At 59.5% G+C, this 18,797-nt stretch carries 18 protein-coding genes and 2 tRNA genes; 7 read left to right on the top strand and 13 right to left on the bottom strand.

The window, feature by feature from the left end; all coding sequences use genetic code 11:
• Positions 1-25 precede the first annotated feature (25 nt).
• On the bottom strand, positions 26-553 hold the full coding sequence (locus AC57B6_RS30955; RefSeq protein ID WP_496422750.1) for a DUF4411 family protein: 528 nt from the start codon (positions 551-553) through the stop codon (positions 26-28).
• The gene (locus AC57B6_RS30950) at positions 525-1,670 is read right to left on the bottom strand and encodes an ImmA/IrrE family metallo-endopeptidase (RefSeq protein WP_496422749.1); all 1,146 of its coding nucleotides are present in this window, start codon (positions 1,668-1,670) and stop codon (positions 525-527) included. Before AC57B6_RS30950 ends, AC57B6_RS30955 begins: the two co-directional genes overlap by 29 nt.
• Positions 1,671-1,867: 197 nt before the next feature.
• Here AC57B6_RS30950 and AC57B6_RS30945 point away from each other — a divergent pair, with 197 nt between their 5' ends.
• Positions 1,868-2,113: a DUF29 family protein gene (locus AC57B6_RS30945; protein WP_496422748.1), complete on the top strand. Its 246-nt coding sequence runs from the start codon at positions 1,868-1,870 to the stop codon at positions 2,111-2,113.
• 106 nt (positions 2,114-2,219) lie between these two features.
• Here the strand turns inward: AC57B6_RS30945 and AC57B6_RS30940 are convergent, their stop codons facing one another.
• Entirely contained in the window at positions 2,220-2,690 is a 471-nt protein-coding gene (locus AC57B6_RS30940; protein ID WP_496422747.1) for a helix-turn-helix domain-containing protein, read from the bottom strand.
• A gap of 369 nt (positions 2,691-3,059) precedes the next feature.
• Between AC57B6_RS30940 and AC57B6_RS30935 the strand changes: the two genes are divergently transcribed.
• On the top strand, positions 3,060-3,332 hold the full coding sequence (locus AC57B6_RS30935; RefSeq protein WP_496422746.1) for a hypothetical protein: 273 nt from the start codon (positions 3,060-3,062) through the stop codon (positions 3,330-3,332).
• Between the two features lie 54 nt (positions 3,333-3,386).
• Positions 3,387-3,728 carry a hypothetical protein gene (locus AC57B6_RS30930; protein ID WP_496422745.1) on the top strand — a complete coding sequence of 114 codons (342 nt, stop codon included), beginning with the start codon at positions 3,387-3,389 and terminating at the stop codon, positions 3,726-3,728.
• 46 nt (positions 3,729-3,774) lie between these two features.
• Here AC57B6_RS30930 and AC57B6_RS30925 read toward each other — a convergent pair whose 3' ends face one another.
• The 7 genes from AC57B6_RS30925 to hemN form a co-directional block, all read right to left on the bottom strand.
• Positions 3,775-6,042: a DotA/TraY family protein gene (locus AC57B6_RS30925; RefSeq protein ID WP_496422744.1), complete on the bottom strand. Its 2,268-nt coding sequence runs from the start codon at positions 6,040-6,042 to the stop codon at positions 3,775-3,777.
• 1,279 nt (positions 6,043-7,321) lie between these two features.
• Positions 7,322-8,293, bottom strand: a complete 972-nt coding sequence (locus tag AC57B6_RS30920) for a site-specific integrase (RefSeq protein ID WP_496422743.1) — start codon at positions 8,291-8,293, stop codon at positions 7,322-7,324.
• Between the two features lie 377 nt (positions 8,294-8,670).
• Entirely contained in the window at positions 8,671-10,155 is a 1,485-nt protein-coding gene (pilV, locus tag AC57B6_RS30915; RefSeq protein ID WP_496422742.1) for a shufflon system plasmid conjugative transfer pilus tip adhesin PilV, read from the bottom strand.
• A 616-nt stretch (positions 10,156-10,771) separates the two neighbouring features.
• Positions 10,772-11,626 carry a TrfA gene (locus AC57B6_RS30910; RefSeq protein WP_496422741.1) on the bottom strand — a complete coding sequence of 285 codons (855 nt, stop codon included), beginning with the start codon at positions 11,624-11,626 and terminating at the stop codon, positions 10,772-10,774.
• Positions 11,627-11,691: 65 nt separating this feature from the next.
• Positions 11,692-11,835, bottom strand: coding sequence for a hypothetical protein (locus AC57B6_RS30905; RefSeq protein ID WP_496422740.1), 144 nt, complete (start codon positions 11,833-11,835; stop codon positions 11,692-11,694).
• A gap of 570 nt (positions 11,836-12,405) precedes the next feature.
• A tRNA-Leu gene (locus AC57B6_RS30900) sits at positions 12,406-12,490 on the bottom strand.
• Between the two features lie 106 nt (positions 12,491-12,596).
• Positions 12,597-13,988, bottom strand: a complete 1,392-nt coding sequence (hemN, locus tag AC57B6_RS30895) for an oxygen-independent coproporphyrinogen III oxidase (protein WP_496422739.1) — start codon at positions 13,986-13,988, stop codon at positions 12,597-12,599.
• Between the two features lie 233 nt (positions 13,989-14,221).
• On the opposite strand from hemN, the gene AC57B6_RS30890 reads away from it, so the two are divergent.
• The 3 genes from AC57B6_RS30890 to AC57B6_RS30880 all read left to right on the top strand — a co-directional run bounded on the left by AC57B6_RS30890 (position 14,222) and on the right by AC57B6_RS30880 (position 16,157).
• Complete coding sequence (locus tag AC57B6_RS30890; protein ID WP_406867475.1) at positions 14,222-14,545, top strand: YkgJ family cysteine cluster protein; 324 nt, start codon at positions 14,222-14,224, stop codon at positions 14,543-14,545.
• Positions 14,546-14,645: 100 nt separating this feature from the next.
• Positions 14,646-15,239, top strand: a complete 594-nt coding sequence (locus AC57B6_RS30885) for a DUF1439 domain-containing protein (protein WP_030101177.1) — start codon at positions 14,646-14,648, stop codon at positions 15,237-15,239.
• Between the two features lie 81 nt (positions 15,240-15,320).
• Positions 15,321-16,157 (top strand): undecaprenyl-diphosphate phosphatase, encoded by an 837-nt coding sequence (locus tag AC57B6_RS30880; protein ID WP_030101178.1) that lies wholly within the window; start codon positions 15,321-15,323, stop codon positions 16,155-16,157.
• An 84-nt stretch (positions 16,158-16,241) separates the two neighbouring features.
• Here AC57B6_RS30880 and trmB read toward each other — a convergent pair whose 3' ends face one another.
• Complete coding sequence (gene trmB, locus AC57B6_RS30875) at positions 16,242-17,036, bottom strand: tRNA (guanosine(46)-N7)-methyltransferase TrmB (protein ID WP_406867474.1); 795 nt, start codon at positions 17,034-17,036, stop codon at positions 16,242-16,244.
• Positions 17,037-17,405: 369 nt separating this feature from the next.
• Between trmB and AC57B6_RS30870 the strand changes: the two genes are divergently transcribed.
• Positions 17,406-17,789: a hypothetical protein gene (locus AC57B6_RS30870; protein ID WP_496422738.1), complete on the top strand. Its 384-nt coding sequence runs from the start codon at positions 17,406-17,408 to the stop codon at positions 17,787-17,789.
• A gap of 130 nt (positions 17,790-17,919) precedes the next feature.
• On the opposite strand, the gene AC57B6_RS30865 is transcribed toward AC57B6_RS30870, so the two are convergent.
• Positions 17,920-17,993: transfer RNA gene (locus tag AC57B6_RS30865), tRNA-Gly, on the bottom strand.
• 85 nt (positions 17,994-18,078) lie between these two features.
• Complete coding sequence (locus AC57B6_RS30860) at positions 18,079-18,642, bottom strand: YggT family protein (RefSeq protein WP_030101189.1); 564 nt, start codon at positions 18,640-18,642, stop codon at positions 18,079-18,081.
• Positions 18,643-18,797 lie beyond the last annotated feature (155 nt).

Below are 18,797 nucleotides of genomic sequence, written 5' to 3'. Positions count from 1 at the left end.
GTATTCAGTTTTGCCTGCGGCCGTCCTACATCTGAAATGAAAACGTCCCATGCGCGTGGAGATGAAGCAGCTCAAACAGCGTAATAGTTTTCACGCCTAAGGCGGTAGCTGCATCAGGCAATTTGATCGATCTCTTGCTGGCAGGTTCGGCTTTCTCGTTGGTAACCACTGTGACATCTGTCTGCGTAGAGGCGTATGCGATCAGCCATGCATCAGCCGACTTCACGTCTAGGAACTTATCTTGTGCCGCTTGGAGATACGTTGGCGTACGAGTAGTTGCCCAAACCGCTAATTTTCCCCATTGTGCTGTCGCTGGCATGCTTGACACGAAAAAGTCCGACAACTCGGGGCGTTGTGACCAAGCATGCAGCAGATCCTCTTGTTTGCCGACCTGAAGCTCGTCCCGCACCTTATCGATGCTGAGAACCTTTCCGACTTGATGAGCTTGTAAGATCCAATCCCAAAACGCCCCGCAATACTTGGGGTTGTAGTGGAGATTCTTCGCGCTGATCAAGACATCGGAGTCAAGCAGAAAGCGCTCGTTGCTTGGCATGGAAGACCGCTACGTTATTTGGGTTCGTATTGAGCAGTTGGCCTGCTTCCCGGAAACTGATCCCGCCGGACGTCGCCAGCGCTGCAACCTTGCGCGAAAACGACTTGCTGTTGCGGACAGCCAGTGTCAAATAGAAATCGCCGCCGCTTTCCTTGCCCTTGCTGGCCGATCGCTTGCGTGCGTCTTGATAGAACGCATCGTATATATCATGTGCCACAAGCTGCAGGTCAAGCGCTCGTCGCGCAATCACTAGGCTGCTCACGCGGAACTGCTGTCGCAGCAACGAGATCTTCTCGGGTACCGTGCCTTGAACTGCCGACCATGCTTTTGCAAATTCGATCTGTGGGACGAGGACCTCGGCGGCGATCGCGTTGCAAAGTATCTCGTGCTTGTTTTGGCTCCCCGGGGCGCTATCAGAGATACCGGATTCGCCGAGCCAGATATGCGCCAGCTCGTGCACCAGCGTAAACGTCCAAGCGGCAGGCGCGTCTGCCCCATTGACAAACACCACTGGCGCCAAATCATCGTTGATTACGAAGCCGCGAAACTCAGACACGGAAAGCGGGCGGTGAGTGTTGTTTCCTACGATGCCGTTTTTGAAAATGAGAACCCCGACGGCTTCTGCTTTAGTGACGAGGTACGAGTAGAGATCATCGGCGTTGCGAGCCGCAACACTGTTGAGTTCAAGCTTCAAAGTACCGCGAATATCATCCGCAACGGTCCCAGCCTTGACCCGTTGCCCTGCGAAGCGACCGACGAACGGAAGTGGGGCCGCGCCCTCGCGCAGGAGATACTCCCGATACCAAGCCTGCTTGAACTCGATGTCGTCGAAAACATCGTAGAAATCTTTGCTCAGCGGGTGTTTGTCTGGCAGAGTCCGAAAGTCCGCGATGGGTAACGGCTCGCGTTGAGGTGGTGGTTCCGGCAGGAACAGGTATCCAAACGGGACGCCGGCTTCCTTCGCGAACTTGATCGCCTGCGCAGCAGTAAGCTCGCCGCGCTCGATGTTTGCAGCAGCTCGCGTCGAGACGCGCTCCGCCAGCTCGCGTAAGGAGCTGCCCGCTTGGTGGGCAGCCCAGTCGAGCACAGGCGGGGATAGATGAAGGGCGTCGGTCATTTCAGCGCAGGGCGGTTTCCACGAATTCTAGCATCGGCCGCCGCCGTTGTTTGGGCCTCCGGTGATCGACGGCAAGGTGAGTATGCCTGGGCGTCTGACTGGACCAACTGGCTGGAGGGTCGTTTCCCTCACTGATCGTTGCAACACTCATGTGACGCATTGCCGATTGCAACCCGCTACACTGGCCTGGCCTTCGCTTGCCTGCATGGTATGGAGCAATCCCGGAAGAACGAGACATGATTCCCCGCCTGCTCAACGACGCGCCGAGCCTCGGTCAAAACTGGCCTGAGGCATACGCCGAAGCGTGGGACATTGCGCGAGAGAACGTCTGCTACGCAACAGGACTCGCTGCAGAGGTCCTGCCGCACGAATGCCCGTATAGCCGTGAGCGCGCCCTTACAGTAACTTTCTGGCCGGGCGCCGCGACGAATAACGCAGGATAAGCATTCCAGGCCATAGGCCGGACCCGTCGACGTCGACCACGCAACGGCGCATGGAGCATCGCCGGCACTGTTCTGCGCGCCACTTTGCGTGTGTACGGGCCTTCATTTACCAAATCCTCCGGTAGCAGCCCAACGCATCCGACCATTCCGAGAGAGTCCGCCAGATGCGGGACAGTTCGTCGCCCTGTTGGGCTACTTCCTCGACAGCGGCGACAAGCATCGCCGGCGGCGCCTCATCGAGCAGCACCGCGATATGCGATTCGAAGCCGGCGGGAATGGTGCCGCTCGTCAGAGCCTGCCTCAGAAGATCTTGGGTCAAGGGCTCTCGATGGCTCACGCTTGCCGTTGTGGCGCACCGTTGCAACGCACTGCCTGACTTCCGATAGCTGTTGAGGCTCATCCCCACGACCCGCAGGAGGGCCTGCGCATGGTTCCAGCTCATATCCTCGAGTGTCCCAGCTTCGAGCTGCTCAAGCGTACCTGAATCGATCCCTGCGAGTTGCGCCAGTTGCCGGACAGAAAGCCCGAGCTCGACACGCCGTGCGTAGATCAATGGTCCGAGTTCGTAGAGGTACATGGTCCTACCCGAGTTCGCAATTGTCGCGATGCAGGCCTACGCAAACAGCCATCCAAACGGGATGGCCGAGGACGCCAGTCATTCGTCCGCCGGCGGTGGATTGCGCGGCGGTTTGGCTCGCTGGATAAGTTGGCGCAGCCACTCCAACCCAAATTGGTCAATCTTCGTCCATTGCTCGGCCGAGAGCCTTATCGAGCGCTGGACAAGCCTCTGCCCATCAGGCAGTCGAGGGCGGCCGCCCGGGTGTCTGGGTTTTGTATCCATACCGCTCATTGTACACAGGAAAATGAATCACAAAAACCACTTGCGGCTCTAAGGTTTGTGAATCACAATAACTAGACCAATGCCCCAACCTAACGGAGCACGACGATGGAATTGAATGTAGTATCGAACGCGCTGCTCGACGATCTGTTGACCGAAGCGGACCCTGCCCTTGAATTTAGGTCGCAGCGCCTCATTCGCAAGATGCGGCGCCCGCTACGGGTGTCCGCTGAACGAGTTGCAAGGGCGTGTAGAGACCCGCGAGAACTATCTTGCGTGATTCAAGAGGAGCGGCACCGCTTGCAGCTCTGCGGGGGCTCGGTCGCGAGCGCCTTTGAGATTTTCGCGCGCAACGTGTGCGACGGCGCCCAAAATGCCTGACTCACAGAGCAACGGAGAGCTCGACCTATTGTTAGTCTCCAGCCGGATTTCGACATGAACACAAGTGACTACAACCGCGGTGCCTCAGACGCTGCTTGGGCGGCATCGCTACAAACGAAAAGCCAAACCAAAGCAGTTGCACAGCAATGGCGCAACTACAGCGAAACGCTTCGGTTGCAGCTAGAAGAGGCACGGCTTGCCGAGCTCAGCCGCGCTGCCGAATTGGCCGGCCGCGACGCGCAGCAGAAGGCCCTGCGCGAAGCGCTTCGGCAGATCAATCCCGGACATCCGTTACTCCGCGCCTTGCCGGCGCTTGGCAACGAGGCAATGGTTCAGCACTTCGCTGCGAACGGATACATCTTCGATCCAGAGAACCGTCTGCTCAGCAAAGCCTAGGTTGTGCAGACGCAGGGCATAGCGTACGCAAGGTTCCTCTTTAACCTCAGTCCATGGGGGGCTGCGATCGCGGGTTTGGCAACAGGTCCGTGAGCGGCGGAGCGCTAGCGCTCGGTATTGCTTCTTCGCTCGCCCCATTCCCGAGGCCTGCGAGAACCCCCTGCGCCGCGTTTTTTGAACCACCGCTGAAATGACCCAAGGCTTCGTAAGGCTCTTTGTCCGCGACCCCGTCTGCGCCAAGGCGACCGCCGATAAATCGCAATACGTTGTCCGGTACCCAGTTCGTGAGTGTGAACACGCCGTGCATGACGGTCGTCATGATGATTGCGTAGATCGCGACGTAGGCGATGAAGCCAACGATACCGGTGAGGCTGTTGTGCTCGGCCCCGGCGACGGCTGTTGCATAACTGAGGTTCACGAACTCCGAGATAGGCTGAGCCAGCCATATCGATCCGAAGAATCCAAGAACAGTCAGCGCCGGGCGCATGGCAACACCGAGCAGCAACATATAGCCAGGACCCGCCTGACCCACTGCGTCATGACCTTCCGGGTGCGCGTGAGCGACACCGAACAGCTGCGCAGCGATCACCGCTTCGAAGACAAGCACGAACCACTTGATGACCGCAGCAATGCCGGAGATGTACGGGATCATTGGAATGTAATACGCGCAGATCGCGCCAAAGCCCAGCACCAGCAGTACCAGCGAGGTCACTATGCCGCTGATCGAAGACAGCGCTGCGCCGATGTCAAACACATTCCCGATCGTTAGCTTTGAAGCATTGGATGCCGCGAGGCCGTTCGCTGTAAACGTTGCCGCGATTAAAGCTTCGCCGCCACCGATAATTGTGTCCCCGACCGATTTCACCTGAGCCACATGCGACATGTTGCCCCCGGCCAGACGCTGGGTGAACTGGTTAATCGCCGCGATCGCGGGACGTGACAGAAGTCGTTTCATGTCCTCCCATGAATGCGGCACAGTGACGGCATCATCGGCCTGCTGCTGATACGCGTCCTGAACTGCCGCGCTATGGTTCTTGATGTATTCGTCAGCGACGGTCATCGCGTCTCTGTAGTCGACAAGCACATCACCGATCTCCTTGTCGTCGATACTCACCGGCTTCGATGAAGGGAGCGTGTTTAACGCGCTCTGCATCGCGTCATTTAACTGGATGAGCTGGTTGTACCAGGTGGCCACATAAATCCAGCCGGCGCTCTTGGCATCGTCGAGGAACTTGGCCCGATTGGCGCTTTGATTGGACGAGTCCAGCGCCGTTTTCGCGGCGGCGAAGAGCGTATTCTCATACGCAGCGGCCGCTTGCTCGATGGCGCCCGGCGCCGGTTTCTGGCCTGCAACGATTTGCGCAGCCACCGGCCGCAAAGAGGCAATCATCGCGCGCACGCCGTCCGCGTGTGCCTGCATGATTGTTGCCTTTGATATGGTGGAGTTGCCGTCTCCTTGAGAGGAGGCGGCGGACCGGCTCCAGCTGAGCGAGCCGCAGACAGCCGGGTTCGTGTAGGAGTTGTCGTTAGCTGCCCAATCGTAGTCGGTGACCGTGTACGTGGTGTTGGCGATCGAGTTAGCTGCCGTCGCCAGAGCACCAAGCGGTCCGAACGCCGCACCGGCCGCGCCGGCGGTGAGCACGTCGCCAAATCCGACCTCGCCGGTATTACTAAGCGTTTCGTTGTGCTCCTGTTCGGTGATCCGGGTTGTGCGCCCGGACGCCTGATACTGCTGATTCATCGCCGCCATGCAGGTTTCAAATCGCAGAATATTTGCTGCCAGTGGGCGAGTCTCGGGGAGGTTCGGACGCGCAACGAGGGACGAGCTCTGGACATAATCCAGACCCGCTGTCAGCGTCGCGTCGCCAATCCCCACACCCTGAATCGCAAGCCAAAGCACCAGAACCTGTATCAACGAATAGCCTGACGCGAGCGGGAGCAACATCCCTGTGCCGGCGACAGCGCGCACGGGAACCCACACGGACGACATCCGATTGCCAAGGAATTCGCCATCGTGCGCTGAGTCGACCGTCCCTTTGACGGTCGTGTAGACCATGTAAAGCATGCCAAGAAACAGAACGGCGGAGTTGAATGGCTGCAACATGGCGCCAAGCGCGGAATCAGTTGCGGCGTTTCTCGCGTTGCTGTCGGACACGATCGAATCAACGACCGTACCGAACACCTGTCGCAGATATGCCACTGCTGCGTCGCCAGCTGGCGGTGAAAACGCGTGCAGGTTGATAGTCGCGCCGCTGTCGGCAAACGCCAGACCGGACGCAGCGAAAAGAACAGCGAGAAGGAGGACTTTTTTCATTTTGTGACTCGTCAGGCGACACGAGCTAGCCACAGCATTGCAAGCGCGATGATTGCGAGCAGCCTGAGGTTTGCACTTAGGTTCAGACGTCTGTCCAGCGCTTCGACCCGTTCCCCCACGGTCGACTCGAAAGGCCAGCGCCACGCCCACAGAGTCGCCAAGTCGGTAATCAGCAAATAGAAGTACCAGGAGCCTCCAACAAGCAGTGTCACGACTGCGACAGGGTTCCGACCCACGGTGATCCAGACCACTGCGCCGGCGGCCAGGCCCATATACGCGATGGGCAGATACCACCAGTCTCTACGACCCATAATGACTCGATGAAGGCCGAAGGGGAGCCAAAACGAGACAGCGACTAGGACAGCGTAGGCCAATCCCGTCCGTAGCAGCCAACGGACGGTCGCTGAATTGGGGGCTTTTATAGATCTTATAGGCATCGCGTCATTTTCAAAGGTGAAAGTTCATGGGGAATTAATTTCGTTATAGCCTAACAAAACTCCATTAAAATCAATGGTTTGCTATGGATATTATATTTATATAAAACAACGAAAGTCATGCTTTTACTATTCAGAAATGACTTTGGCGTTATGTGAGCCCCAAAGGCTTTCACCTTTCCCTGTAAGACCCCAATGTCCCAAAACGATGCAGAGTGCTCGAATAGTCAATTACCGCAAATAGGCCGCGGCAGGCCGAGAGCAGTGCTCTCTCGCCATTGGCCTTGGGCCGTGGGTCAAGGGCGCAGCGGGCGTAGCCCGTGGCTCAACGAGCCACCCTTGACGCGCGGAACGAGGCCCAACGCTCCCGGCATGTCCGGGGGATGCAACGCAGCCCCCGGACAGCGCCACGCGGCGAGCGGACTTTGACTTTGATCCGGTGACAGATGGCTACGATTTTGGACAGCGAATGGTGAAAGTTTATGGGGAGCCGGAGGTCCGTTCGCTGCCTCTGTTTAGCCGCCGCCCGCAGAATGCCCACGGCAGCAAGCAAGCATCTCACGTCCGCCCGCTCCGAATTTCCGGCGGCGGTGCCAAGCCCAGTGCAGGTGGCTGGAGGCGCTCGAACTCGCATTTCGACTCTTGGTCGACCTGCTTGGCTTGCGCCATTCTCGAGGGAACACAACTGAGGTCCGCACATACCGGCTCATGCGCGAGCGTGTCGGGATCCGGCACACCGCACGGGTTGTCGCTCAAGGGGACAGCCAGGCTTGTCCCGCAAACGCTGAAGCCGAGCGCAAGTGCAAAAACTAGGCGTTGTTTCGTTTTCATCACCGAGTACGTGGTTAAGGACGATGGGACTGCACACGCCGGGACGGATGCGCCCGGGCTTTAGCACGGACACGATTTGCGTCGGCATCAGTCGGCGAGACCCTGACCGCGGACTCCCCGCTAACGGCTCGCGCGTAATGACGCCCGGCGGTTTCATCGGTGGCCTGTCCGAGTAACGCAGCAACCTCTGCCTGCGTACAACCCGACGACTTAGCATCAGCCGCAAACTGGTGCCTGAGGGAGTACAAAGTTGGGTACCGTTTGCGACGCTCAAAACACGCCCGCGTTGCCCGCTTCATGTAATGCATCAGGCACTCTTGCAGCCGTTCGTACGTCATCTCGCGCAGGTACCCCTCAAGCATCTCCATCATGTCCGTTAGCGCCTCCATATCGGCCGCCGTCGCCTTCGACAGATCCAGCGTCCGGAACTCGCCGTTCGCCCGACCATTCGTTGCTTTCCCGTTGCGCACCGTCAGGCACGTTCGCCCGCCAATCTCAGTCAGGCCGGCGTGTTCCCATTCGCTGGGCCGCAGTCCTGTCAATCGGGCGGCGAGCAGCCAGGTGCGAAGGGCGTTCGCAAACTTATGCCGGCCGACATTGGCGCCGAGGTAGTCGACGAACTTGTCGAGGTCCGCGCGCCTGAAGTGCTTTTGTTTGGTAGCCGAAGTTCGCGTGCCATGCTTGAGCGTGCCGGTCGATGGCTCCGAGTCAAGCGCGGCAATCGCGGCCTTCAGCTCTTCAATGGCGACGGATTCGTTTGATTCGTTGGCGAGGTCCTGAAAGTGGCTACGGAGAGCGTTTTTGTATTGCTTCCACGTGTTCTTTCCGATCGTTGGCTTCCGTCCTATCAGGTGATCGACGATGGCCGTTGGGGGTATCGAAAGGGGTGAAAAGTAGCCGAGTTCACGGGCAGCTCGGGAGCGGATCTGCATTGCCTTGATCGCGTACGCCGCTTCTGTTTTCGGAGTTCTAGTAATGCTGGGCATCGGAGTTATTTGCTTGGTGTCCGTACGTTACTTGGCGCTCCAACGTCGCTCCGGTGGAGCGCCATCGGAGCGCCAAGTAACGTCGCTTGGTTGCTGGGTTGCGTCACGTGTGACTCTGGATGACGGAACAATCTGATCTGGAAAACGGACGGCATAATAGTCCGTGTCCGAATGCGTCACATGTGGCGCGCAGAGCAAGATGTGGTCGGCCGAACCGGTCACATGTTGCCCTCCCGGATAGTCATCGCGACGCGATTGGGTCACATGTGAATCAATGGCTCCAGCGAATGCGCGTCACGTGTGACCCAACGATTGAGCGCCAAGGCGAAATTGAGTCACACGTGATCGATCGTCGCCTCGGAGCGCGGACAAGTCTTTTAAACACCGGCGCCAGGGAGGTTAATGCAGTTGACGACGATGTTGGGATCTGCCCACTTCCCATCTGGCCAATAGAGGTTGGTACCCCACCAGTTGTTGGCTCCATCGGTAACCACCTGTTGAAAGCCGCCCTCCGGTCCACCCGACAACTGCCCAAGGCTGCAGTAGGCGTGCACGCCTAGATACTGCTGGGAGGCGTTGATCGGGACCGAGTAGGTGGTAACAGAAAACGCCCCGCCAAGGCTTTTCCACACACCGTTTTCGCAGAACAGTGGCCCATTTCCATCTCGTGCCATCAGACCGTTCTGAGCACACGCTCCGCCAGCCGATGCGCCGCCGCCGCTCACATATTCATCGGTGTAGATCCGATTTGTAGCATGCAGAACGCCGCTACCGCCGCCCCCTCCAATCACTACTTCACCACCCGGGTTCCACGGCTTCAAATACAGATTGTTGTTCGGCGCCGTATCGTAATACCCCGTTCCAGTTGCCCGCAGCACCCCCGCGATGTTCGCATCGCCATTGATCTGTGCTCCAGTTGCCGTTACCGTTCCCGCTGAAATAACATTGCCGCCCTGATCGACGGAGAATAGCTGCGCATTCCATGGGCTGTTCACAAGACGGAACGCCCCATTGTTGTTCTCCAAGTAGACCGCTTGGCCGTTGTTGCCGACTAGCCCCAAGACACCGCCTTCGGCCACCTGGTTGAAGCTGATCACCTTGCCATTGGCCAACGTTACGGAAGGAGCGCCAACCGAACCATTGGCCAGCACCCGCAGGCTCTGCGAGCTGATCTGGTTGGCGTTATTGACATTGTTGTTGTCCATGTCAATCGCAGTGTTCATCTGATTGAGCTCAGGATGTCCCGGCACCGCCTTCCGATATAGATAGTCGCTGACGAGAGCGCCGTTCTGAAACATCAACGAATAGACCATGTGCCCCGCGCCCGGTGAGCTCGGAATAGTCTTCGGCCCCCACGCACCATAAGTACCGACCGCTACGTTTGGATTGGTCGACGAGATATAGCCGCCGGCACCCCCAACCAGCTGCGAGATTTTGCGCATGTTGCGCTCGCTGATCGTCTGCCCGCTCGATGTCACAATCATCGTGTCGAGGGAGCCAGGGATCGTCTGATAGGCCTGAACGGTTAAGGTCTGGGCGTACGGATTCCTGGCAGAAAAGCCGGTCGCGAACAATTGCGGATATTGTGTCTGCAACATCGGCACGGTAATCGTCGCCGGGGTCGTGGCGCCTGCGTTGGAAAGAACGACTGCGTAGTTATCTTTAATGTACTGCGCGGCGGCTCGTACTACTTGCTTATCGTGGTCGGCGGTCGCCTGATTGACCTTGTTGTCAGCGTCGTCCGCTAGCCAGCCCCAGACGGCCGGCATGAGCAGACTGGCGACGATCAGGACGCCTAGCCCTTCCACAAACGTGATTGCACCTCTCTGACGCCTAAGACTTGATCTCGATTTCATGGCCATGAATACCTGGTTGCGCGCCCTTGCTGGGACGCAAAAATGTCGTAGAAGAAAGGCCCGCAGCGCACTCGCGCCCGCCCGTGGACGGCTGCGCTGCCCACACCGCGATGGTGTGGACAGCCCCGGCCGAGCGGCCGGGGTTCCGCACCCGCCCACCGGCTCCTCGCGGCCGTAGCCCTTACGGGCCTGACGCGGCCCTGAAGGGCCTTGCCCCAATGAGAAAGAAACATCTCCGGTGGTGGGCTGGCCACAGGCGTGCTTCGAAGTCCGAAGATCCGCGACCCTTGAGCTGGGCGAGCCGGAAGTGAAGGGCGACCATTGGGTTGCGGTGGCCGGCGTGGAGAAAGGACGGTGGTTGTCCACAAGGAATTGCAGGTAGAAAGAAGGTAGAAGAAAGGTAGAGGGCGTCTAGAGATCCGGAATCCCAATGCAGGTGCGGTTTTCCGAGTGGTGGGCGGAACGTCATTACGATAAAACGGAACGCTATTACGACGAAACGGAACGCCATTACGATCGGGGCGGAACGCCATTACGACGCGGAAGTGGCCGTCGCGCTCGCCTGGTTTCGAAGGAAGAGCATCGTGCGCCGGCGAACGAACGCAGCATTCGGGCAGGTGACTCATAGCCTTGTCCATACGGCCTGCTCCTTGCCTTTACTACTGTGCTCGATCCGACCACCGGCGATGATCTCGCATCGCTCCAGTTCTTCCATTGCCCTGCTCACGGCACCCCGAAATTTCCGTACGGGACTGGTGTATAGGGCTCGCTCCATTAGAGATTCGAGGCTGTGTCGCTGTATCGTATCGGCGGAGGTGGAGATTAAGCGCTGCAGACTTTTGGCTAGGTCCTGCCCTCGGCTAATTCGCAAGCGCTTCTCCCAGTCGATGAGACCATATTCGCGATTGCTGAAGATTTGGCGCCACCGTGGGTCGAGAACAAGCCTGTATTCCTCGAGTTCCTCGTTGTAATCGAAGCCCCCAAGCATCTGTATGACACGGCTCGTCGGGCTGCAGCCAATGCTGTACTTCGTTTTGCCGTCTTTGGCGCGCACCTCGATTGCAATCGTGAAGGTGCTCAAAGCGATGACACCGCGGTGAAGCCAGTCATAGCTGGCGCCGCTTGTATTTCGCCCAAGCGCGCGTAGAAATTTAGCGCGGTTGATTATCACTGGAGTGCCTAACGGCAGCTTCGACGCAAGGAAGATCGCGTGCAGCCAGATGTCCGCGTGATCTTCAGTGAGTTGCTTACCCCAGCCTTTGAGCATGGCCGTCTCTTTCTGGTATAGCACCGTTCCATCGCAGATCCGCTTCAGAGCCGTCGGCGCAAAGATAGGAGAGCGGCTAAGGTAGTTCGGCATGGCTCGCAGATGCTCGTCCAGGCCGGGCAGGAAGAGTTGCTGCGGTTGCTGGTGTTCACGTGCGGCTTCGGCGCGCGCTAGTGCTTCTGCTGAGCGTTGCCGAAGTAGGGTATGCACACAGCGTGTGCTATCGAGGTCAAACGCAGTTGCCCGGATTGCTTGTTGTCGAGCGCTAGTACCTTTCATTGGGTACCCCGCTCACGCGCGAGTAGAGCGGCTTTCGTTGGCCGACCACGTTGTTTCTTATCGATGCCGAGCTCGTCGATATAGCGGGCGAGGTCGGTTTTTTTCACGAGACGCTTGCCGCCTAGCAGCACGGTTTTCACGGGGAACGTTCCGGCGTGCAGCTTATTGCGCGTCGTCTGCTCTGCAAGGCTCAGACATTCGCCGGCCTCGGTAGCGCGTATTAACAGGCGACCGGGGAACAACGTCTCGAGTAGGTCGAGAGTGGGGCTATGATTTGTTGGCACGGACTTTCCCTAACGGCCCGGTGCAACCGGGTCGGCCCACGGGCCTAAGCTAGGAAAAGTCGGGAAATTGGAGACAGCGGCGCCGTGCAAGCGAGATAGGTTTGGCCCGTGGACCTCTTAATCTCTAACGCTCAATCTGATGAGCGCTCTCTGCACCCGCATCCGCATAGTGGCTTGCCGCTTCTCCACCGACCAAGGAGTCGACCCGACGTCGACTATTGATGGGCAGTTCCCCGCAGTTGATCTCATCCCTGCAGGATAGGGGAGTGTGACCTGCCTCCCCGCAGCATGGGAAGGAGTATTGCAAAGGATACGTTGAGCGTCAACGTATAGCTGTGTGACAAACTGGGAAATTTTTTCGCGAAAAAGAGGGTATTTCGCGGTATCTCAAGGTAGCAGGAGGGACGCTAACTCTTTGATTTTACTTGGTGCCCAGGGCCGGAATCGAACCGGCACGCCTTGCGGCGGGGGATTTTGAGTCCCCTGCGTCTACCAATTTCACCACCTGGGCAGGTCTTGCAGCACACGCGCCAGACTTTGGCGCGCGGCGAAGACGCAGATTATGGCCGAAAATTCGACGGCGAGCAAGCCGCCCGCCTTCTTCGGTTGCCCGGCGGTCAAACCGTGCGTGAAAACCGTTCGAGCGTCTGCTGGCCGAGGTAGCGGTCGAACACCATCGCGATGTTGCGCACAAGCATGCGTCCGGCCATCTGCACTTCGAGCTTGTGGCCGCTCACCGACACCAGCCCGTCCTGCTCGAAGCCGCGCAGGCGCTCCAGCTCCGGCTCGAACGTATCGGCGAAGCGGATGCCGTACGCAGCTTCGAATTCATCGAAACGCAACTCCAGATTGCACATCAATTGCGTGATCACGTCGCGACGCAGACGGTCGTCCGCCGTGAGGCGCACCCCCCGCGTGATGGCGAGCTTGCCGGCATCGATTGCCGCGGCGTAGCCGGGTAAATCCTTAACGTTCTGCGCGTACACGTCGCCGACTTTGCCGATCGACGACGCGCCGAAGCCAATCAGATCGCATTCCGCGCGCGTGCTATACCCCTGGAAATTCCGATGCAACGTACGCCGCGCTTGCGCGCGTGCGAGTTCGTCCGTGGGCAGCGCGAAGTGATCCATGCCGATGTAGACATAGCCCGCGCCCGTCAGCCGCTCGACCACCCGTTGCAGGATCGCGAGCCGCATGGCCGGGGAGGGCAGCGTGGCCGGATCCATCTGCCGTTGCATCTTGAATAGCTGCGGCATGTGCGCGTACGCAAACACCGAAAGACGGTCGGGCGCGAGCTCAATCATCGTGTCGAGCGTGCGGCTGAAGCTGTCGACCGTTTGATGCGGCAGCCCGTAAATCAGATCGACGCCGATCGAGTGGAAGCCCGTGGCACGCGCGGCTTGCATCACCGACACGGTCATATCGAGCGGCTGAATGCGATTGATCGCCCGCTGCAGCACCGGATCGAAATCCTGTACGCCGAGACTGAGCCGGTTAAAGCCCAGCGTGCGCAAATGCGCAATGGTCTCGGGCGATGCTTCGCGCGGGTCGACTTCGATCGAATATTCGCCTTGGCCCTGGGTATCGGGCAGCAAGGTGAAGTGCTCGCGTGCCGCGGCCATCAGTTCCGCCATTTCTTTGTGCGACAGGAACGTGGGCGTGCCACCGCCCCAGTGCAATTGCGACACGGGGCGCCGCGTGTCGAAACACGCTGCCTGCAGTGCCATTTCCCGCTTCAGACGGTCGACGTAAGGACGCGCATGCGCGCGGTTTTTCGTGGCGACCTTGTTGCAGCCGCAGTAGAAACACACGGTGTCGCAAAAGGGGATGTGGAAGTACAGCGAGAGATCGATGGCCGATGCCCCTGGGTCGGCGGCGGCACGTAAATAGTCGGCAGGATCGAACTCGTCGCGGAACTGGAGGGCGGTTGGATAGGACGTATACCGTGGGCCATTCGCGTTGTACTTGGCGAGCAGGTCGGGGCGGAATAGCAGGTTGGCGGTGGTCATGGGGCGCTCGGGTTGGACAGCCACCGTTGAAGAGGCACGAGCCGGCGGGGTTCTCGGCACCGGATCGAACAGCACAAACGCCTCTTGAGCGTGGCCTTTCGTATCCATCGAGTTTACGTGGGCGGTCCTCGGCCGGATTGTGTAAAAAGGTCGCACGCGACGCGATGGCACAATGCGGGTCTGGCGCTGCGTTGCATGTTGTGTTGCGTGTTTTTGAGTTCAGGAAGAATGTCGTGAGTGATGTGTCGAGCCGCGCTCTGAAGCGCGAGTCCCCGTTCAACGTGACCGGTCACGCGTGCCGCCCCGATTGCGGCGCGTGCTGTGTCGCGCCATCGATTTCAAGCCCGATCCCGGGCATGCCGAATGGCAAGCCGGCGGGAGTGCGCTGCGTGCAACTTGGTGACGATCTGCGCTGCGCGATCTTCGGCCAGCCGGAGCGGCCGGCGTGTTGCTCCGGTTTGCAACCGCAGATGGACATGTGCGGCGCGAGCCGTCATGAAGCGCTCGCGTGGCTCACCCAACTGGAAACACAAACCCAGCCGGCGGTGCGCCGCTAGCGCCTGAACGAGATTCCGCCATGCCATCCGTTCCATCCGTTCGGACAGATAAGCCGCAACCTAACCGCATGCACGAAAAGGCTTCCACAGGAGATTTCGCATGACTCAACCCGCTGCGCCGACCCGGCGCCGCTTCCTGCTTGCAGCGCTGACAGGCTGCAGCGCGCTCGGCATCACCGTGTCGCTGGCGGCGTGCGCGACGCCGATCTTTCCGTTCATCCCCTCGCATTACACGTTCTCGCAGCAACAGGTGCAGGACGCGGTGCAGCGCAAATTCCCGTATCAGCGCACGGTTTCGCAGGTGTTCGAGGTCGCGCTGACCAATCCGGTGGTCGGCTTCCTGCCGGACGCGAACCGTGTTTCGGTGAAGCTCGACGCACGGCTCGTGAGCCCGTTCATGCAGCAACCGGTCGATGGTGTATTCACGCTGTCGAGCGAACTGGCCTACGACGCGGCCAGCAAATCCGTCGTGCTGAAGTCGCCGAACGTCGACAATGTCAGCGTGAGCGGGCAGGCTCAGGCTTACACGCAGCAGATCAATGCCGCGGCAGCCCTGCTCGCCACGCAGTTGCTGACCAATTACCCGATCTACACGTTCAAACCCGAACAGTTGCAATTTGCCGGGGTGAACTACGAACCCGGTACAATCACGATCCTTACAAACGGCATACGCGTGCAAATCGTCGAGAAATGACGTCGCGCGCGGCCGGCAGGGTCGCGCGGGTGCCGTGCGGGCCCTGTTCGTTCCGACTATCTACAGCGATGAGGGTCACGGATGGACTGGCTAATGGCTTGCAAGGCGCTGATTCTGGGCGTCGTCGAGGGGTTGACGGAATTTTTGCCGGTGTCGAGCACGGGCCATCTGATCGTCGCGGGCAGTCTGCTCAATTTCACGGATGACCACGCGAAAACCTTCGATGTCGTGATCCAGCTCGGCGCCATTCTGGCCGTGTGCTGGGAGTTTCGCCGCCGCATCGGCAGCGTGATGGCCGGTTTGCCCAGCCGGCCCGACGCCAGGCGCTTCACGCTGAACGTGATCATCGCGACGATTCCGGCGGTCGTGCTCGGCTTGCTGTTCGAGAAGAGCATCAAGGCTGCGCTGTTTTCGCCGGTGCCGGTCGCGTTCGCGTTGGTGGTGGGCGGGGTGGTGATCCTGTGGGCGGAAGCGCGCCAGCGCGCGCGAGGCCAAACAGCGGCGCGCGTTCAGCACGTCGACGATTTGAGCCCGCTCGATGCGTTGAAAGTCGGCCTCGCCCAATGTTTTGCGTTGATTCCGGGCATGTCGCGTTCGGGGTCGACGATCATCGGCGGAATGCTGTTTGGTCTCGAACGGCGCGTCGCCACCGAGTTTTCCTTCTTCCTCGCGATTCCGATCATCTTCGGCGCGACGGCTTACGAACTCTATAAAGACTGGCATCTGCTGTCCGTCGACGCCCTGGGCAGTTTCGCGCTGGGCTTCGTGGCGGCCTTTATCAGCGCCTTCGCCTGCGTGCGCTGGCTGCTGCGCTATATCTCCGCGCACGACTTCACCGTGTTCGCGTGGTACCGGATCGGCTTTGGCCTGCTGATCCTGCTGGTCGGCTACAGCGGTGCATTGAGCTGGGCGGATTGAGTTTTCAGCCGTTTTTGGAAGCATGAAAAAAGGTCCGCGTTCACGGACCTTTTTCTTTTTGCAGGCGGGGTATCGCGCGTGTTTTTACGCCGTGGCGCGCTTCCTGAACACCAGATCCCACACGCCATGTCCTAGCCGCAGCCCGCGACGTTCGAATTTCGTTACCGGACGATATTCGGGACGCGGTGCGTAGCCGTCGGCGGTGTTTTCCAGCGCCGGTTCGGCGCCCAGAACTTCGAGCATCTGCTCGGCGTAGTTTTGCCAGTCGGTTGCGCAATGCAGATAGGCACCCGGCTTCAGACGGGAAACCAGCAGCGCGACGAACTTCGGCTGGATCAGCCGGCGCTTATGGTGGCGCGCCTTGTGCCAGGGGTCTGGAAAGAAGATATGAACGCCGTCGAGGCTGTCCGGGGCAATCATCTGTTCGAGCACTTCGACCGCATCGTGCTGAATGATGCGGATGTTCGACAGTGACTGCTCGCCCATCAACTTCAGCAGCGCGCCGACGCCCGGCTCGTGCACTTCGACACCGAGAAAGTCGTCGCCGGGACGGTGCGAGGCGATTTCCGCCGTGGTCGCGCCCATTCCGAAGCCGATTTCCAGCACACGCGGCGCTGCGCGGCCGAACACGTTATTCCAGTCGGGTTGTTGTGGGGTGAAGGGCACGACGAAACGCGGGCCGAGTTCATCCATCGCGCGGCGCTGGCCGGTCGAGACGCGGCCCGCACGCGTGACAAAGCTGCGGATGCGGCGCCGGTGCAGGGCTTCTTCTGACGGGGCACCGGTATCGGTTTCGGTATCGACCGGTTGGCCTTCGATTGCGGAGGAAGGCGGCGGGAGTTGGTCCGGCAGGCCGGCGTCGTTTGGATCGTGGATCATGGTCGATGCTGCTACAAGGGTGAGGGCATGGCGGCTTGCGTGGCCCGTTGCGAGGTGCCGTTGCGCTGGCGCGGGACGGGGCGCAGTTCGCTCGAATCGCTATGCGTTGCCGCTGCCACTACAAAAAAGCCGCCTTCATGGGGGGCGGCTCGTGCTGATTTCTGCTGAAGGCTCAGCAGGAAGGTGGAGCGGGCGTTGCAAGTGCGCGTAAGGTAGCACACCCGAAAAGGGTGCGTCCAGACGGTGACCGGCTTGACCGGGCCCGAAGCCAGAGTCGAGATTACGTTTTCATAACCATGATTACAATTCGTATGTTTTAATCGAGTTGTAAGCCATCCCTTGTAACGGTTATCAAAACGAAGATTCATTATGGGTAAATACGCACACAACCATCGTCAGACGAAACCCGCCAAAATCGGCTGGACCGCGGTCGACCCAACCGCCGTTCCGACGACTTCCCGGAATGCGCTTCGCAAAGCCATGGCCATTGAAGGCGTGCCGCTCACGCAATTCAACGATTTACTGTGGATCATGGCGCAGGAGTCCGGCGGCGCAGTAGGCATGCGCAACGGCAAGTCGGCCACGCGCGGCATGTATCAATTGCTGCCGTCGCAATGTGAATTGAATCCGAATGGCGAAAAATCATTCGGCAATGCAGTCGAGGAATGTCAGGGTGGGATTCGCAATATTCTCGGCCGGTATCACACTGCGGCATCGGCGCGGCTGGTGTGGGAAGCGAACCACTGGTGCTGAAGGCGGTGCGGGTTCATCGCAGCGATGTGCGATTTCCTGAAATGATAGAGCGGGAGTAGGTGGCCAACACGGCAGACGCAGATTCCTTCGCGAAGCCGCCCGGTCAATCGCCAGGCTGGCTGAAGGGATCTGGAGCGGGCGATGGGAATCGAACCCACGGCTCTAGCTTGGGAAGCTAGGGTATTACCATTATACGACGCCCGCAGAGCGCATAATTCTACTCGGGAAGGGGCGGTTAGCGCAAATCACACCACCGCTACCCTTACCCGCAAGGCGCGCGGAGCGCCGCTCAGATGACGAAGTAGGTCAACTGAACGGCCGCACGCGTCACCACCATCAGCAGCACCTGCACGATCACGAACAGCAGAATCGGCGAGAGGTCGAGACCGCCGAGTTGCGGCACCACACGGCGCAGCGGATTCAGGAACGGTGCGGTCAACTGGTACAGGATCGGCATGGCCGGTGAGCGCGGATTGAGCCAGGACAGCAGCGCCATCAGAATCGTCATCCAGATGATCAGATTCAACGCCCACTTGATGACGGTCAGCACGGCAACGATCAGCAGCGTCGGCACCAGCGTGAGCGGATCGGCGCCCGTGAGCACCACCATCAGCACCACATAGACGATTGCCGCGATCAGCGCCGCGGCGAGGCTCGCCCAGTCGATGTGGCGGGTACTGTGCAGGACGTGCCGCAAGGGCAGCACGATCCAGTTGGTGACCTGCAGCACGGCGTTCGTGACCGGATTGTACGGCGGCATGCGCACGACCTGCAGCCATGCGCGCAGCAGCAACGCCGCGCCGAACAGCGTAAAGACGGTATTGAGCAGAAAGCGGGCGATATCGCCAAACATCTCGTGTCCTTATCCTTCGAAGCGCGGCTGTCGATCAGCCGCAGGGTGCCGGCGCTGACCGATCGTTGCGCCTGCATGTTCATGTGTTTTACCTGCGCCGATTCTGCACGAGGGCGCCTATGCGCCCAAATGGGGACGCAGTGGATCAATTTCCA

Source organism: Paraburkholderia sp. BGA-UO-ETr-F12 (genome assembly GCF_059567945.1).
This window is presented reverse-complemented; position numbering and strand designations above follow the sequence as displayed.

What these genes read in the sequence shown, in the direction of transcription:
- AC57B6_RS30955 (WP_496422750.1), bottom strand. Translation starts at nt 553, where the DNA reads ATGCCAAGCAACGAGCGCTTTCTGCTTGACTCCGATGTCTTGATCAGC.
- AC57B6_RS30950 (WP_496422749.1), bottom strand. Translation starts at nt 1,670, where the DNA reads ATGACCGACGCCCTTCATCTATCCCCGCCTGTGCTCGACTGGGCTGCC.
- AC57B6_RS30940 (WP_496422747.1), bottom strand. Translation starts at nt 2,690, where the DNA reads ATGTACCTCTACGAACTCGGACCATTGATCTACGCACGGCGTGTCGAG.
- AC57B6_RS30935 (WP_496422746.1), top strand. Translation starts at nt 3,060, where the DNA reads ATGGAATTGAATGTAGTATCGAACGCGCTGCTCGACGATCTGTTGACC.
- AC57B6_RS30930 (WP_496422745.1), top strand. Translation starts at nt 3,387, where the DNA reads ATGAACACAAGTGACTACAACCGCGGTGCCTCAGACGCTGCTTGGGCG.
- AC57B6_RS30925 (WP_496422744.1), bottom strand. Translation starts at nt 6,042, where the DNA reads ATGAAAAAAGTCCTCCTTCTCGCTGTTCTTTTCGCTGCGTCCGGTCTG.
- AC57B6_RS30920 (WP_496422743.1), bottom strand. Translation starts at nt 8,293, where the DNA reads ATGCCCAGCATTACTAGAACTCCGAAAACAGAAGCGGCGTACGCGATC.
- pilV (WP_496422742.1), bottom strand. Translation starts at nt 10,155, where the DNA reads ATGGCCATGAAATCGAGATCAAGTCTTAGGCGTCAGAGAGGTGCAATC.
- hemN (WP_496422739.1), bottom strand. Translation starts at nt 13,988, where the DNA reads ATGACCACCGCCAACCTGCTATTCCGCCCCGACCTGCTCGCCAAGTAC.
- AC57B6_RS30885 (WP_030101177.1), top strand. Translation starts at nt 14,646, where the DNA reads ATGACTCAACCCGCTGCGCCGACCCGGCGCCGCTTCCTGCTTGCAGCG.
- AC57B6_RS30880 (WP_030101178.1), top strand. Translation starts at nt 15,321, where the DNA reads ATGGACTGGCTAATGGCTTGCAAGGCGCTGATTCTGGGCGTCGTCGAG.
- trmB (WP_406867474.1), bottom strand. Translation starts at nt 17,036, where the DNA reads ATGATCCACGATCCAAACGACGCCGGCCTGCCGGACCAACTCCCGCCG.
- AC57B6_RS30870 (WP_496422738.1), top strand. Translation starts at nt 17,406, where the DNA reads ATGGGTAAATACGCACACAACCATCGTCAGACGAAACCCGCCAAAATC.
- AC57B6_RS30860 (WP_030101189.1), bottom strand. Translation starts at nt 18,642, where the DNA reads ATGTTTGGCGATATCGCCCGCTTTCTGCTCAATACCGTCTTTACGCTG.